The following is a 14,765-nucleotide window of genomic DNA, read 5'->3' on the forward strand; positions in this document are numbered from 1 at the left end:
CTCGCTCCCTTCGTCGCTTTCGCCTGCTCCCATCCTGTCCGCCCCCGCTCCTCCGCCGCTCCGCCCCCGCTCAGCCCCCGCTCACCGGGCGCTCAGCCCCGGCCCACCGCCGCCGTGGGCGGGGGCTGAGGGAGGGAGTGGCGCGGGCGGCCAGGGTGGAGGGAGTCCCTGTCCCTGGCACCAACCGGTACGAGCCCCACGGGAAGCGAGGATCAGCGTGGCAGTCACCTCCGAGTGGGAGAAGACCCGCTCCAAGATGTCCGAGCTCGAATTCGTCCGCACCGTCGACCGCGACCTGGTGCACCGCAGCGCCCTGTCCGAACTCTTCCTGACCGACAGCAGGCGGGTCGACCAGGACGGCTTCGTCTCCGCCGCCCAGTTGCCCTCCTCCCACGCCTACTACAGCGACCACACGGGTCCCTCGCCGATCGATCCGCTGCTCCTGCTCGAATGCTGCCGCCAGGCCGAGACCCACGCGGTGCACGCGCACTTCGGGGCGCCGGAGAGCCAGAAGTTCGTGCTGGCCTCCTGGTCGATGGAGCTGCCGGGGCTCGCGTCGGTGCGGCTCGAACCGGGTCCGCTGGAGCTGGCGATGACCGTCGCCACCCACGACGGCCAGTGGCGGGACGGGGTGCTGCGCGCCCTCGGCTACACCATCCAGCTGTACGTCTCCGAGCAGCACGTCGGCGAGACCCGGATCCAGGCCGGCTACCTGCCGACCGAGGTCTACGAGGCGATGCGCGAGCGGTACCGCACCAGTCGGCTGCCCTCCTCCGAAGCGTTCCGCGCCGATCCTGCGGGCGAGCCGGTGGAGCCGGGCCGGGTCGGGCGCAACCAGCCGGACAACGTGGTCCTGCTGGACCCGGTCCACGAGCCGGACTCGGTCCGGGCGCGGCTGCGGGTCGCGGGTGCGCACCCCAGCCTCTTCGACCACGCCCAGGACCACCATCCGGGGATGGTGCTGATGGAGGCCGGCCGCCAACTGAGCGTGCTGGCAGCCGAGGAGTTCGGCATAGCGGCGGCGGACCGCTGCGTCGTGACCGGGCTGGACGCCTCGTTCACCAGCTACGCGGAGCTGGACAGCCCGCTCACGGTGAGCGCCCGCCGTCCGACCGCCGAGGAACGGCAGGACGAGGGCACCCGGCTGCACACCGTGTTCGCGCAGGACGGCAGGACCATCGCCGAGGCCTCGTTCACGGTCACCGACGGACTCGTGCCCCGCGCCGGGGCCGCGCAGTGAGACTGACCCGGCCGCTCCGGATCGTCGCCGCGCGCACCGTCGTCCCCGACACGGTGGAGACCGTGACCGAGGCCGTGGCCCGCGGGGCGCTGGCGGCCGAGGACGTGTCGGCCACCGGCTACCGGCAGCTCCCGGTCTCCGAGACCGAGGCGGCGCCCGAGCTGGCCGTGCGCGCGGCCGCGGCCTGTCTGGCCGCGGCGGGCCTCGACGCCGGGGCCGTCGATCTGCTGGTCCACGCCTGGACCTACCACCAGGGCCACGACTTCTGGTCCCCGGCCCACTACGTCGCCCACGGTCTGGGCGCGCTCCGGGCCACGGCGCTGGGGATCCAGCAGATGTGCAACGGCGGCGCCGCCGCCCTGGAGACCGCCGCCGCCTGGCTGCAGGCCGATCCGCGGCTGCACACCGCCGTGGTCACCACCGCGGACCGGTTCTGCGCCCCGGGATTCGACCGCTGGCGCGGTGACTACGGCCTCTGGTACGGCGACGGGGCCACGGCGGCGCTGCTCCGGTCCACCCTCCCGGGCGAGGCGGGACGGGCGGACTGGACCGACGAGGGCTCGCTGGACCTGCTGGCCCTCCGCTCGACCACGGCGGCCGAGCTGGAGACCATGCACCGGGGCCGGGACGGGTTCAGCCGGGCCCCGCACGCCCACGGCGGCACGGTCGACGTCCGCCGGACCAAGAAGGCGTTCCTGGAGGCCAACGGCAAGGAGTCGTTCGCGCGGACCGTGCGGCTGCGGGTCCCCGAACTGATCCGGTCGAGCACGGCCGAGGCCGGTATCGCCGCCGACGACCCGGGCCTGCGCTGCGTGGTGCTGCCGCGGATCGGACGGACGGCACTGGAGTCCGCGTACGTGCCGGCGGTGGCCCTGGCGACCGGCGCGCCCGCCCTGGACCTGGGTGGGCTCACCGGGCACCTGGGGGCGGGCGACATGCTGGCCGGCTTCGCCGCCCTGGTCGACCAGAAGCTGATCGCTCCCGGCGAGACGGCCCTGGTCCTCAGCGCCGGGGGCGGGTTCACCTGGTCCTGCGCCGTCGTCCGGCGCCCGGCCCCGGCGAGCCCGGCCCCGGCAGGCACGGCCCGGCAGGCACGGCCCCGGCAGGCACGGCCCCCGCAAGCACGGACAGAGAGGCAAGCCTGTGAACACTGAACCGAGCGACCGTACCCGGACCGCTCCGGTCCTGGTCGTCGGCGCCGGCCCGGTCGGCCTGGTCGTGGCCTGCGACCTGATGCGGCAGCACATCCCGGTCCGGATCATCGACGAGTCCCCGAGCGCCACCGTCCACTCGCGGGCGGTCATCATGTGGCCGCGCAGCCTGGAACTGCTGCGTCGCATCGGCGTCGCGCACCAACTGGCGCAGACCGGCAAGCACATCGACGCGGTCTCCTTCTACTCGGGCGAACGCCGGCTCGGCGCCATCGAGATGAGCCGGCTGGACGACACCCCGTACCCCTACGGCCTGTGCACCCCGCAGTGGCAGACCGAGGACGTCATCCGCAAGCGCCTGGTCGAGCTGGGCGGCCAGGTGGAGACCGAGGTCTCGCTGGTCGGCCTGGACAACTCGGGCGAACGCCCGGCGGCGACCCTCCGGCACGCCGACGGATCGACGGAGCAGGTCGAGGCCGAGTGGGTGGTCGGCGCGGACGGCGCGCACAGCGCGGTACGGGAGCTGCTGGGCATCGAGTTCCAGGGCCGGGGGGCCGACGTCCTGTTCGCCATCGGCGACGGCCCGCTCGACGGACCGCTGCCGCCCGACGAGATGGTCTACTGCTACACCGGGGGCGGGGCGATGGGCCTGGCGCCCTTCGGCGACGGCACCTACCGGGTGGCGTGCAGCGTCCCGGTGTGGAACGACGAGGACGCGCCCCCGCGCGAGCTGTTCCAGGAGAGCCTGGACCGCGTGGTGCCGTTCACCGCCCGGCTCGGCGAGCTGAAGTGGACCACGGTCTACCGCGCCCGCCGCAGGACCGCCGCCACCTTCCGGGCCGGCCGCTGCTTCCTGGTGGGCGACGCGGCGCACATCTTCAGCGCCGCCGGATCCCAGGGGATGAACACCGGCATCCAGGACGCGGTGAACCTCGCCTGGAAGCTGGGCGGCGTGATCCACGGCACCGTCGACGCCGGCGTGCTGGACTCCTACGACCCGGAGCGCCGGCACTCGGCCGAGCGGATCTCCCTGGTGACGGCGAAGCAGACGACCTGGGGACTGATCGACACGCCGGTGCGGGTCGCGTTCCGCGATGCCGTGGTGCGCGGCGCCCGGCGCACCGGCGTGCTGCAGCGCCTGGTGACACCGCTGATGAGCCAGCTCAGCGTCGACTACGCGGCGGACCGGGCGGACGCGAAGGTCGACGTCCGCTGGCGCGACCGCCCGTTGCGGGTGGGCGAGCGGCTGCCGGTGTTCGTCGCCGACCAGGGCGCGGGCCCGGACGGGAACGACCCGTGGCCGACCGTGGCCGCCGACGGGTTCAGCCTGCTGCTGTGGTCGGGCGGCCGCCGCGGCGCCCGGTGGCAGAGCGGTGTCGAGGCGGTGCGCTCGGCCCTCGGGTCCCGGTGCGCGGTGCTGGACGTGTCGGCGTGGTCGGTGCTGCGGGGCTCGCTGGGCGCCCGTCCCCGGGCCGTGGTCCTCCGGCCCGACGGGCACATCGCCGCGCTGGAGTCGTCGGTGGAACCCGAGCTCCTGGGGCGCACGCTCGACCGGGTCGGCGCGCTGACCCCCGCTCAGGAGGCCCGCGGGTGACCGGCGGGGCGGCGTTCTTCGACGTCGACGAGACCCTGGTCACCTGCAAGAGCATGCTGTCGTTCCTCGACCACTACTACCGGGAGTCCGGGCGTCCGGACGGGGCCGCGACGGAAGCCACCGGCTCGCTCCGGGAGATCACCGACCGGGGCGGCACCCGCGAGCAGTCCAACCGGGCCTACTACCGCCTGTTCACCGGGCAGCGGACCGCCGAGGTCGCCGAGGCCGGGCGGCGGTGGTTCGCCGACCGGATGCGCGCCGGCGGACTGTTCCACCCCCCGGTCCTGGACGCGCTGAGGGTCCATCAGCAGGCCGGGCTGCTGGTCGTGCTGGTGTCGGGCTCGTTCTCGGCCTGCCTGGATCCCATCGCCGCCCGGGTCGGTGCGGACCTGGCGCTCGGCACCCTCCCCGCGGTCGCCGACGGCCGCTACACCGGTGAGGTCCTGCGCACCCGGATCGGCGCCGGCAAGGCCGAGACCGCCGCCGAGGTGCTGCGGGAGCGCTCGCTCCACCCGGCGGAGTCCTACGCCTACGGCGACCACGCCTCGGACCTGGCCCTGCTGGGGCAGGTCGGACACCCCGTGGTCGTCGGCGACGACCCGGTCCTCCTCGACCGGGCCCACACCGGCCGCTGGGCCCGGCTGCCCGGAATCCACGCACCGGCCACCCACTGACACCCCGTCACGACACAGCCGCGACAACCCCTCAGGAGACGAGGCCCGATGACCACCGAAACCACGGCCACCGACACCCCGGCCACCTACACCCCGGCCACCTACACCATGCCCGCCGACACGCCCGGCGCCACCGCCCTCCCTCGACCGCTGCTCGGACGGGTGGCGCTGGTGACCGGCGCGGACCGGGGCGTCGGCCGGGCGCAGGCCGTCCGGCTCGCGGCCGACGGCGCCGACGTCGCCCTGCTCACCCTGGACGGCCGGGCCGAGGAGACCCTCCACGCGGTCGAGCGGCACGGCCGCCGGGCCAGCGTCCACCGCGCCGACCAGCGCGATCTCGACGCCGTGCAGACGGCCGTCGACGCCGCCGCCGAGCTGCACGGCCGACTGGACGTCGTCTGCGCCACCGCCGGACTCAACGGCGGCAACGCCCCGCTGTGGGAGCTGGAGCCCGAGACCTTCCGCGCGGTGATCGAGACCAATGTCCTCGGCACCTGGCACGTCCTGCGGGCCGCCGTCCCCCATCTGCTGCGCCGGGGAGCCGGCGGATCGGTGGTCGTGATGGGCTCGACCACGCAGGCGCGTGGTGTGGCGACCGCGGCGCACTACAGTGCAAGCAAGCACGCGGTCCTGGGACTGATGCGTTCCCTCGCCGCCGAACTGGGCCCACACGGCATCCGTGTCAACGGGATCGTCCCGACCAACATCGACACTGGCATGTTCCACAATCCGGAGACCTACGCCCTGCTGGCGCCGGGCGGGGACGGCGACCGGGAACAGGTCGGCAAGGCGGCCCAGGCATGGCACGAACTCCCGATCGGCTGGGTCGCCCCGGAGGACGTGGCGGCGGCCACCGCCTTCCTGGTCTCCGACGACGCCCGGTACATCACCGGGACCTCCCTGCGGGTCGACGGCGGCCTGCTCAGCAAGTGGCCCGGCTGACCCCGCCGCCGGTACGGCCGCCGCGCGGCCCCGGCACAGACGGCAGGACGACAGCAGGACCGGACGACAGCAGGACGAGGAGAAGCACGTGGCGACAGAAGCCCACCCAGGCCAGGCAGGACCGGAGCCGGCGGAGCGGGTGCGTCCCGGTCTGACGCTCGCCGTCATCTGCATCGGCTACGCGATGGTCGTGGTGGACACCACCATCGTCAACGTCGCCCTGCCGGCCATCGGCCGCGACCTGCACACCGGTCTGGACGCGCTGCAGTGGGTGGTGGACGGCTACGTGCTGGTGCTGGCCTGCCTGCTGCTCTCGGGCGGCACCCTGGTCGACCGCTGGGGCACCCTCCGGGTCTTCCGGATGGGCGTCGTGCTGTTCACCCTGGCCTCCGCGCTCTGCGGCGTCGCCCCGGACATCTCGGTCCTGGTCGGCGCCCGGCTGCTGCAGGGAGTGGCCGCGGCCATGCTGATGCCCGCCTCCATGGCGCTGCTCGCCCAGACCTTCCCGGACCGGGCGCGGCGCGCGCGGGCCGTGGCGCTGTTCACCACCGCGGCCGGCAGCCCGCAGGCCTTCGGCCCGGTCCTGGGCGGCCTGCTGGTGAGCACCGTCGGCTGGCGCTCCATCTTCTTCATCAATCTGCCCATCGGAGCGCTCACCCTGCTGCTGGCCTCCGCCGGGGGGCTGCCGCGCAACCGGCCGGACCGGGCCCGCGCCCTCGACCTTCCCGGCCAGTTCGCGGTCGTGGTGACCATGGCGGCCTTCACCGCCGCCCTGATCCAGGGCCACGCCCAGGGCTGGACGGCGCCGCTGCCGCTGGCGGCCGACCTGGTGGCGGTGGTCGGCGCGGTGCTGTTCGTGCTGCGCCAGCGCCGGGCCGCCGCACCCATGCTGCCCGCGTCGCTGCTGCGGGCCCCGCGGCTGTTCTCGCACGTCAACACCGGGCTGCTGCTGTTCGCCGCCTACTACGGCCTGGTGTTCGCGCTGAGCCTGTACCTGCAGCAGGTCCGGCATCTCAGCGCCCTCGACACCGGGCTCCAGTTCCTCCCCTCGGCGCTGCCGATCTTCCTGCTGCCGGTGCTCACCGGACGCCTGACCACCCGTTGGGGCGCACGCCCCGTGGTCGTCGCCGGACTCTGCCTGGCGGCGGCCGGGGCGCTGACGCTGCTGGCCGTCGGGCCCGGCACCGGTGTGCTGACGCTGTCCGTGGCGCTGGCGCTGCTGGGCTGCGGTGTCGGTCTGACGGTCGGCCCGCAGATCACCCTGGTCATCGGCGGTGTGCCCGGCGAGCAGGCCGGCATCGCCAGCGGTCTGCTCAATGCCGGCCGGCAGACGGGCTACGTGCTCGGCGTCGCCGTCCTCGGCAGCATCGCCAACTCCCCGATCGGACTCGGCGCCCTGCACACCACCGCGCTGGTGGCCGCGGCCCTGGTCCTGGTCGCGCTGGTGACCGTGCGCCCCACCCGCCCCGCTCCCCCGGAGCGGAGTCCGGAGCAGGGTCCGGAGGAAGCCCGGCCCGAGCAGCCGCTGAGAATCCCTGACACGACCTGACCTCCGCTTGACACGGAATCCGTTGACCGGCCAACCCGGTCCCGACAGGCTGAACACTGGCTCCCACGATTCACCGAAGCCGATGACATTCCCGCGCAATCCGGAAACATCCTCTTCGCAGGGAGAACCAGTGATCGCCAAGGTACTCGGCCCGTTGCGCGCCAGCCTGGACGACGTCTCGATCGTGCCGACCGCGCCCATGGCCCGCAGAGTGCTGGCCCTGCTCGTCCTGGACCAGGGCCGGGTCGTCCGCATCGGCACCATCGAACGCGAGCTCTGGGGCGCGAACCCGCCCAGGAGCGCGGCCACCAGCGTGCAGAACCAGGTGATGCGGATCCGCCGGGCGATGGACGGCTCCGCGCCCACCGGCACGACCCGACCCACGGTCGCCAGGGACCTGTTGGCCACCGAACCGACGGGGTACCGGCTGGACGCCCCGGACGGACAGTTCGACATCGAACACTACCGGCTCCTCGTCGGGCAGGCGGAGCAGGCCGAGGGCGTCGGACAGCTGACCCGGGCGTCGGCGGTGCTGAAGTCCGCGCTCGCGCTGTGGCGCGACACCCCGCTCTCCGACCTGGCCACCGGCTCCGTGCTGCAGGCCCACGTGCTGCGGCTGGAGGAGGAGAAGCGGTCGGGGCTGCTGCACAGAATCTCGCTCGACCTGCGGATGCGCCGCCACAGCGAGATCATCGGCGAGCTCCGCGAGCTGACCGGCCTCGACCCGTACGACGAACTGCTGCACGAGTACCTGATGTTCGCCCTGTACTTCTCGGGCCGCAGGAACGACGCGCTGTCGAGCTACCAGGGCTTCCGCACCGCCCTCGCCGAGGGTGTCGGCCTGGAGCCCTCGCCACGGCTGCGGGAGCTGCAGCAGGCGATCCTGATGGCGGACGACAGCCTGGGGGACGCCTTCCTGGACCCGGCGCCGCTCGACGCCGGCTCCGCAGCGGCCCGGTGACCTGCCCGCCCGCCCTACCGATCAGAGGAGAGCGAACCCCTGATGACCATCCCGGAGAAACCCCCGACCGCCCGCGACGACGGGCAGCGCACGGCCTGGACGTCGCGCGAGCGACTGACGGAGCTCAATGAGATCCAGCAGGAGGCGCGGGCCGGAACCGATCCGGACGCCACCGAACGCCAGCACTCCAAAGGCAAACTGACGGTCCATGAGCGGATCGACCTGCTGATGGACGAGGGGTCGTTCACCGAGATCGAACGGCTGCGGCGACACCGGGCCACCGGCTTCGGACTGGAGAACCGCCGCCCCTACAACGACGGCGTGGTGACCGGCTGGGGCAAGGTCCACGGCCGGACCGTGTTCCTCTACGCGCACGACTTCCGGGTCTTCGGCGGCGCGCTCGGCGAGGCCCACGCCCAGAAGATCCACAAGATCATGGACCTCGCGCTGGCGGCCGGAGCGCCGCTGGTGTCGTTGAACGACGGCGCCGGCGCCCGCATCCAGGAGGGCGTCTCGGCCCTGGCCGGATACGGCGGGATCTTCCAGCGCAACACCCGGGCCTCGGGGATCATCCCGCAGATCAGCGTGATGCTCGGCCCGTGCGCCGGAGGGGCCGCCTACTCCCCCGCGCTGACCGACTTCGTGTTCATGGTCAGGGAGACCTCGCAGATGTTCATCACCGGGCCCGACGTGGTGAAGGCGGTGACCGGGGAGGACATCAGCCAGAACGGCCTCGGCGGCGCCGACGTGCACGCGGAGGTGTCGGGGGTGTCCCACTTCGCCTACGACGACGAGGAGACCTGTCTGGAGGAGGTGCGCTTCCTGCTCTCCCTGCTGTCCCCCAACAACCGCGAGCTGCCCCCGTCCGTCGTCAACGACGACCCGGGCGACCGGCGCAACGACACGCTGCTCGACCTGGTCCCGGACGATCCCAACCGCTCCTACGACATCCGGGGCGTCATCGAGGAGGTCGTCGACCGCGGCGAGTACTTCGAGATCCACCCCGGCTGGGCGACCAACGTGGTCTGCGCCCTGGCCAGGCTCGACGGCGAGGTGGCGGCCTTCGTCGCCAACCAGCCGGCCTCCTACGCCGGTGTCCTGGACATCCACGCCAGCCAGAAGGCCGCGCGCTTCGTCCAGTTCTGCGACGCGTTCAACATCCCGCTGGTCACCCTGGTCGACGTGCCCGGCTTCCTGCCCGGCGTGGACCAGGAGCACGACGGCATCATCCGGCACGGAGCCAAGCTGCTGTACGCGTACTGCAACGCCACCGTGCCCCGTGTCTCGCTGGTGCTGCGCAAGGCCTACGGCGGCGCCTACATCGTGATGGACTCGCGCTCCATCGGAGCGGACCTGGCCTTCGCCTGGCCCGGCAACGAGATCGCGGTCATGGGCGCCGAAGGCGCCGCCAACGTCATCTTCCGCAAGCAGATCGCGGCGGCCGACGATCCGGAGGCCACCCGCCGGCAGCGGGTCAAGGAGTACCAGGCCGAGCTCATGCACCCCTACTACGCGGCGGAGCGCGGCCTGGTGGACGACGTCATCGATCCGCGCGACACCCGGAGGATCCTCGTCGAGTCCCTGGCCGTGCTCCGCTCCAAGCACTCCGGCCAGCCGTCGCGCAAGCACGGCAACCCGCCCCAGTGACCCGGTCGCCGGAGGACCCGGGCCAGGAGATCCTGGTCACCAGGGGCCAGGTCGACCCCGAGGAACTGGCCGCCGTCGTCGTGGTCCTGCTGGCCCAGACGGCGGACGAGGAGGACGCCGCGGCCACCGACGCCCGCGACCGGCAGGCCCGCTCCGACCGCTGGCGCCACCGGGACGACGGCGCCGGGTACCTCGACCCCCGGAGCTGGTACCGCGGCGACACCCCGGCCGAGCCGGCCGGGGACGGAGCCGAGGGCGACATCACCGGCGACTGACCGGCGACCGACGACAACTGACCGCCGGGGACGGCCTACCGCCCGAAGCCGATCACGTCCGTCCGGCCCGTCCGCCCCGTCCGTCCCGGAGCGGGCTCCGCCGGCGCCCGGTCGAACCGCAGTCCCACCCCGCGCACCGTGGTGATCCAGCTGTCCGGCCCCAACTTCCGCCGCAGACTGCTGACATGGGTGTCGACCGTACGACTCCGGCTGTTCCAGGTATCGCCCCAGACCCTGGCCATGATCTCCTGCCGGAAGACCACGCTCCCCGGCTGCGAGGCGAGCAGCTGCAGCAGGTCGAACTCCTTCACGGTCAGCTCGACCGCCCGGTCGGCCACGCTGACCTCGCGACGGGCCCGGTCGATCCGCAGCGGACCGCAGTCGATCCGCTCGCGGCGGCCCGCCCGCCGCCGCGCCCGGCGCATCACGGCCTCGATCCGGGCCAGCAGCTCGCGGAACCCCAGGGGCTTCTCCATGCAGTCGTCCGAGCCCGCCCGCAGCGCCAGCACCCGCCCCTGCTCCGTGCGGCGGCCGGTGATCGCGATCATGGGCGTGTCGCCCGCCGCCCGGATCTCCCGGCACAAGGCGAGGCCGTTCAGGTCCGGCGGGTCGAGGTCGAGAATGACCAGGTCGGCCGAGCGGTAAGCCCCCAGGGCTGCCTGCCCCGTGCTCACATGGTCGACGCCGTGGCCCTGGCGCCGCAGCCCGACGGCCAGCTCCCCGGCCGACTCGGCATCGCTCTCCTCCAACAGGATGTGCACCACACAACTCCAGAACGGTTCCTCGACGCCCTCCACCCGGGTGGGCGGCCGCAGTCACCACCCCCTTCCGGCTACCCCCTCGGATACCCCGCCCCCGACAGCCAAACAACCCGGCGTCGGGGCGGTCGCAGCGGCAGTGAAACCCCATTGGCGGAAGGAGACTTGACCCGTCCCGTGGTTTCGGCGGAAGGGTCCGGTGGTAGGGGCGCAGCGTACGGGCCGCGCCGAGGCCGACCCGTCGAGGGACCCCCTGAACTCGGGAAGAACGCTCCGGAGGAGTAGTCGTGCGGGTTCTGCTGGTGGCCGAGGGATCGGACACCGCCCACTCCACCGCACTGGTCGACCGACTCCGGGCGAGCGGCCACACCACCTCCCTGGTCCACACCCGGCAGGCGGCCCTGGCCGGCGCGGCGGGGGCCGATCTGGTGCTGCTCGACCTCGAACTGACGGACCGTGACGCGCTGGAGCTCTGCCGGGACCTGAGCCGCGCCGACGAGGTCGCCGTCATCTGCTACACCCGGCAGCCGGGCGAACTGGACCGGGTGCTGGCGCTGCAGGCGGGTTCGGACGACTGCCTGGTCCGGCCGTTCGGCCTGAACGAGCTGACGGCCCGGATCGAGGCGGTCACCCGCCGGGTGCACCCGCGGCACGCCCCCGGATCGGCGGCGGTGCTGCGCGGCGCGCTGCGACTGGACCGGCGCTCACGGCAGGTCCTGCTCTCCGGCCGTCCGATCGCGGTGACCCGCGCCGAGTTCGACCTGCTGCTCCTGCTGGCCGCGGAGCCGGACGGAACCGTGCCGCGCGGAACCGCCCTGGAGCGGATCCGGAGTGGCGGATCCGCCCGCCCGGGGCGGACCCTGGACACGCATGTCAGCAGCCTCCGGAGGAAGCTGGGGGCGAAGAGCTGGATCGTCACCGTCCACGGCGTCGGCCTCCGCCTGGGCCACGGGCCCGAGGACTGAGGCCGACGCGGCAGAGGACGCGCGTCCTCACCGCCGGCCCGTGACGACGTCCTGCCGGTGCCAGGTGCGGGCGTCGCCGCCGAGCCACTCGATGCTGCCGGGCAGGGCCAGATCGAGGTCGGGGAGCCCCGCCCGGCGGCAGATCTCACCCAGCTCGGCGAACGACCGCGCGCTGCCGACCGGGCGCCCCAGCACCTCCACCCGCCGCCCGGGCTCGGCCTCCGCCGGGTCGAGCGGGTGGACCACCACGTGCGCGCAGTGGTGGGCATGGCCGTCGTGCGGTGGGACTTCGTGGAAGCGCAGGCATCCGTCGCTGGTCTCGGTCATGCCCGACGCCTGCCCCCGAAAGCACTTCCCACACCCCCGTCCGGTCGGGAACCGGAGGCGCCGACGCGGAGGCGCGTCACCGGCCCGCCCCCGGGGGCCGGAGCCCGATCCAGTAGCGCCGCTCGGCACCGTGCCCGACGTCGCGGACGGCTTCGAGGACGCCGCCGCAGCGCTCGACCGTCCTGGCCGAGGCGGTGTTCCCGGCCTCGCAGACGATCAGCACCCGGTCCAGCCCGGCCGCCCCCGCCTCGTCGAGGATCCGGCCCAGCGCCCAGCCGGCCAGCCCGCGCCGGCGCGCGGACGGCCGGATGCCGTAGCCGATGTGGCCGTACTGCAGCACCTGGTCGCTGCGGCCGAGCCGCAGCGCGATCCCGCCGAGCAGCCGGTCGCCCTCGACGATCCACCGGTAGCGGACCGGCTCGGCCGACCCCGGCTCCGCCCCGGCCCCCGGCTGCGCCGCCGTTCCTCGCGTCAGCCGGGCCACCCAGGCCGCGAACCCGACCGGCGAGTCGACGTCGTCGGAGGGCAGCAGCCCGAAGCCGTCCTCGTGCAGCCCGGGACCCCACTCCCGGTGCGCCTCGGTCCAGGCGGCCTGCAGGCGGACGGTGGGTGCGATCAGTTCAGGCATGGCGAGACCCTAGCGACTCGCCCGGCGGCCGGCTCACCTGTTCCGGGCACCCGTGCGACGATGCTGACTATGCCGACGCCACAAGCTGTGCTCAGTCCGCTGACCACCTCCTCGCTGTTCCTGGTGCTGACCGTCGACCCCGGCGGCGAGCCCGTGGTGCGCGAACTGCTCGCGGACCTGTCCGGCATCGAGCGGTCCATCGGCTTCAACCATCCCGAGGGGGAGCTCAGCGTCGTGGTCGGGATCGGCTCCGAGGTCTGGGAGCGGCTGCTGGACGGTCCCCGCCCGGCCGAACTGCATCCCTTCCCGGAGCTGCGGGGCAGTCGGCACCGAGCCCCGTCCACCCCGGGCGACCTGCTGTTCCACATCCGCGCCACCCGGCAGGACCTCTGCTTCTCCCTCGGCTCCGAGGTCATGGCCCGGCTGCGCGGCTCGGTCACGGTGGTCGACGAGGTGTCCGGCTTCGGCTACCTGGACCGGCGCGACCTGCTCGGCTTCGTCGACGGCACCGAGAACCCGGGCGGGCAGACCGCGGTCGACGCGGTGGTGATCGGCGCCGAGGACCCGGACTTCGCCGGCGGCTCCTACGTGATCGTGCAGAAGTACCTGCACGACCTCGACGCCTGGGAGCGGCTCCCGGTCGAGCAGCAGGAGCAGATCATCGGCCGCCGCAAGCTCAGCAACGTCGAGATCGACACGCCGGGCTCCCACGTCGTCCTCAACACCATCACCGACCCGGACGGCACCGAGCGGAAGATCCTCCGCGACAACATGCCCTTCGGCAGCCCCGGCCGCGGCGAGTTCGGCACCTACTTCATCGGCTACGCGCGCACCCCCGCGGTCACCGAGGAGATGCTGCGCCACATGTTCCTCGGCGACGGGCCGGTCAGCCACGACCGGATCCTGGACTTCTCCACCGCGGTCACCGGAACCCTGTTCTTCGTTCCCACCGCCGACCTCCTGGACGACCTGGGCGACGAACCGCCGGCCACCGCCGACGAGCGGGGCTCGCTCGGGATCGGCGACCTGAAGACCCGCTAGCACCGAAGCACCGGACCGAAGCACCGGATGGATGGAGAGAGCACCATGGACAATCTGCACCGCGCACTCGCCCCGATCTCCGCAGCCGCCTGGGCCGAAATGGAGCAGGAGGCCCGGCGCACCTTCACCCGCCATGTGGCGGCCCGCCGCATCGTGGACGTGCCGGAGGCGGGCGGGCCCGAGCTGGCCGCCGTCAACACCGGCCACCTGGACGAGGTGGAGGCCCCGGCGCCGGGCGTCCGGGCCCGGCTGCGGCGGGCCCAGCCGCTGGTGGAGCTGCGGGTTCCGTTCACCGTGGCCCGGGAGCAGGTGGACAACGTGGTCCGGGGCGCGCAGGACGCGGACTGGGGCCCGGTGAAGGAGGCCGCCAAGCGGATCGCCTTCGCCGAGGACCGGGCCGTGTTCGAGGGCAGCCCGGGCGCGGGCATCACCGGTCTGCGGGCCGCCTCCAGCAACACCGCGCTGACCCTGCCGGCCGACCCCCGGGAGTACCCCAACGTGATCAGCCAGGCCGTGACCGAGCTGCGGCTGGCCGGGGTCGGCGGCCCCTACACGCTGGCGCTCAGCGCGGACGCGTACACCGCGGTCAGCGAGACCTCCGACCACGGCTACCCGATCCACGAGCACCTGCGCCGGCTGCTGGACGGCGAGATCGTCTGGGCCCCGGCGATCGACGGCGCCTTCCTGCTGTCGGTCCGCGGCGGCGACTTCACCCTGCAGCTGGGCCAGGACCTCTCGATCGGCTACCTCTCGCACGACGCGGAGAGCGTCCAGCTCTACTTCCAGGAGTCGCTGACCTTCCTGGCGTACACCAGCGAGGCCGTCGTCCCGATCGGCCCCGCGACCGCCGGGTAGCGGCGCCTGCTTCCGGTAGCAGGCCCTTCCAGCGGCGGAGCCACGGTCGGCCCAGCGACGCCGGGCGGGGCACCGGGTCCGGTGCCAAGCTGGTCGGGCGGGTGATTCGCCGGCTGGGTGCGCGTCGCGGTCGTCCGCGTGGACGGTAACCGCGTCAC

15 protein-coding genes are annotated in these 14,765 nt (G+C 73.5%); 12 read left to right on the forward strand and 3 right to left on the reverse strand.

What is annotated here, in order from left to right:
* The first annotated feature begins 217 nt into the window (after positions 1 to 217).
* From BS75_RS03415 to BS75_RS03455, 9 genes are all read left to right on the forward strand, one after another.
* Positions 218 to 1,240: a ScbA/BarX family gamma-butyrolactone biosynthesis protein gene (locus tag BS75_RS03415; protein ID WP_231607667.1), complete on the forward strand. Its 1,023-nt coding sequence runs from the start codon at positions 218 to 220 to the stop codon at positions 1,238 to 1,240.
* A complete protein-coding gene (locus BS75_RS03420) occupies positions 1,237 to 2,394 on the forward strand; it encodes a 3-oxoacyl-[acyl-carrier-protein] synthase III C-terminal domain-containing protein (protein ID WP_063776564.1) in 1,158 nt (385 codons plus the stop codon). Before BS75_RS03415 ends, BS75_RS03420 begins: the two co-directional genes overlap by 4 nt.
* The gene (locus tag BS75_RS03425; RefSeq protein WP_052069138.1) at positions 2,384 to 3,985 is read left to right on the forward strand and encodes an FAD-dependent monooxygenase; all 1,602 of its coding nucleotides are present in this window, start codon (positions 2,384 to 2,386) and stop codon (positions 3,983 to 3,985) included. The genes BS75_RS03420 and BS75_RS03425 overlap by 11 nt, the downstream gene beginning before the upstream one ends.
* Positions 3,982 to 4,659 carry an HAD family hydrolase gene (locus BS75_RS03430; RefSeq protein WP_034087138.1) on the forward strand — a complete coding sequence of 226 codons (678 nt, stop codon included), beginning with the start codon at positions 3,982 to 3,984 and terminating at the stop codon, positions 4,657 to 4,659. Before BS75_RS03425 ends, BS75_RS03430 begins: the two co-directional genes overlap by 4 nt.
* A 48-nt stretch (positions 4,660 to 4,707) precedes the next feature.
* On the forward strand, positions 4,708 to 5,601 hold the full coding sequence (locus tag BS75_RS03435) for an SDR family oxidoreductase (protein ID WP_052069139.1): 894 nt from the start codon (positions 4,708 to 4,710) through the stop codon (positions 5,599 to 5,601).
* 88 nt (positions 5,602 to 5,689) lie between these two features.
* Positions 5,690 to 7,150, forward strand: a complete 1,461-nt coding sequence (locus BS75_RS03440) for an MFS transporter (RefSeq protein WP_152646224.1) — start codon at positions 5,690 to 5,692, stop codon at positions 7,148 to 7,150.
* Positions 7,151 to 7,280: 130 nt separating this feature from the next.
* Entirely contained in the window at positions 7,281 to 8,111 is an 831-nt protein-coding gene (locus tag BS75_RS03445; RefSeq protein WP_034087139.1) for an AfsR/SARP family transcriptional regulator, read from the forward strand.
* A 42-nt stretch (positions 8,112 to 8,153) separates the two neighbouring features.
* Positions 8,154 to 9,758, forward strand: a complete 1,605-nt coding sequence (locus tag BS75_RS03450) for an acyl-CoA carboxylase subunit beta (RefSeq protein ID WP_034087140.1) — start codon at positions 8,154 to 8,156, stop codon at positions 9,756 to 9,758.
* Complete coding sequence (locus BS75_RS03455) at positions 9,755 to 10,033, forward strand: acyl-CoA carboxylase epsilon subunit (RefSeq protein ID WP_034087141.1); 279 nt, start codon at positions 9,755 to 9,757, stop codon at positions 10,031 to 10,033. Before BS75_RS03450 ends, BS75_RS03455 begins: the two co-directional genes overlap by 4 nt.
* 35 nt (positions 10,034 to 10,068) lie before the next feature.
* On the opposite strand, the gene BS75_RS03460 is transcribed toward BS75_RS03455, so the two are convergent.
* A complete protein-coding gene (locus BS75_RS03460) occupies positions 10,069 to 10,794 on the reverse strand; it encodes a response regulator transcription factor (protein WP_063771593.1) in 726 nt (241 codons plus the stop codon).
* Positions 10,795 to 11,078: 284 nt separating this feature from the next.
* On the opposite strand from BS75_RS03460, the gene BS75_RS03465 reads away from it, so the two are divergent.
* Positions 11,079 to 11,756: a response regulator transcription factor gene (locus BS75_RS03465; protein ID WP_052069141.1), complete on the forward strand. Its 678-nt coding sequence runs from the start codon at positions 11,079 to 11,081 to the stop codon at positions 11,754 to 11,756.
* A 27-nt stretch (positions 11,757 to 11,783) separates the two neighbouring features.
* Here BS75_RS03465 and BS75_RS03470 read toward each other — a convergent pair whose 3' ends face one another.
* A complete protein-coding gene (locus tag BS75_RS03470; RefSeq protein ID WP_052069142.1) occupies positions 11,784 to 12,083 on the reverse strand; it encodes a hypothetical protein in 300 nt (99 codons plus the stop codon).
* A gap of 76 nt (positions 12,084 to 12,159) precedes the next feature.
* Positions 12,160 to 12,711, reverse strand: coding sequence for a GNAT family N-acetyltransferase (locus tag BS75_RS03475; protein WP_034087142.1), 552 nt, complete (start codon positions 12,709 to 12,711; stop codon positions 12,160 to 12,162).
* A gap of 69 nt (positions 12,712 to 12,780) precedes the next feature.
* On the opposite strand from BS75_RS03475, the gene BS75_RS03480 reads away from it, so the two are divergent.
* Both BS75_RS03480 and BS75_RS03485 read left to right on the forward strand, forming a co-directional pair.
* Positions 12,781 to 13,752 (forward strand): Dyp-type peroxidase, encoded by a 972-nt coding sequence (locus BS75_RS03480; RefSeq protein ID WP_034087143.1) that lies wholly within the window; start codon positions 12,781 to 12,783, stop codon positions 13,750 to 13,752.
* A 45-nt stretch (positions 13,753 to 13,797) separates the two neighbouring features.
* A complete protein-coding gene (locus BS75_RS03485; RefSeq protein WP_034087144.1) occupies positions 13,798 to 14,607 on the forward strand; it encodes a family 1 encapsulin nanocompartment shell protein in 810 nt (269 codons plus the stop codon).
* Positions 14,608 to 14,765: the final 158 nt, after the last annotated feature.

The sequence above is a fragment of the Streptacidiphilus albus JL83 genome, from assembly GCF_000744705.1.
GTDB lineage: Bacteria > Actinomycetota > Actinomycetes > Streptomycetales > Streptomycetaceae > Streptacidiphilus > Streptacidiphilus albus.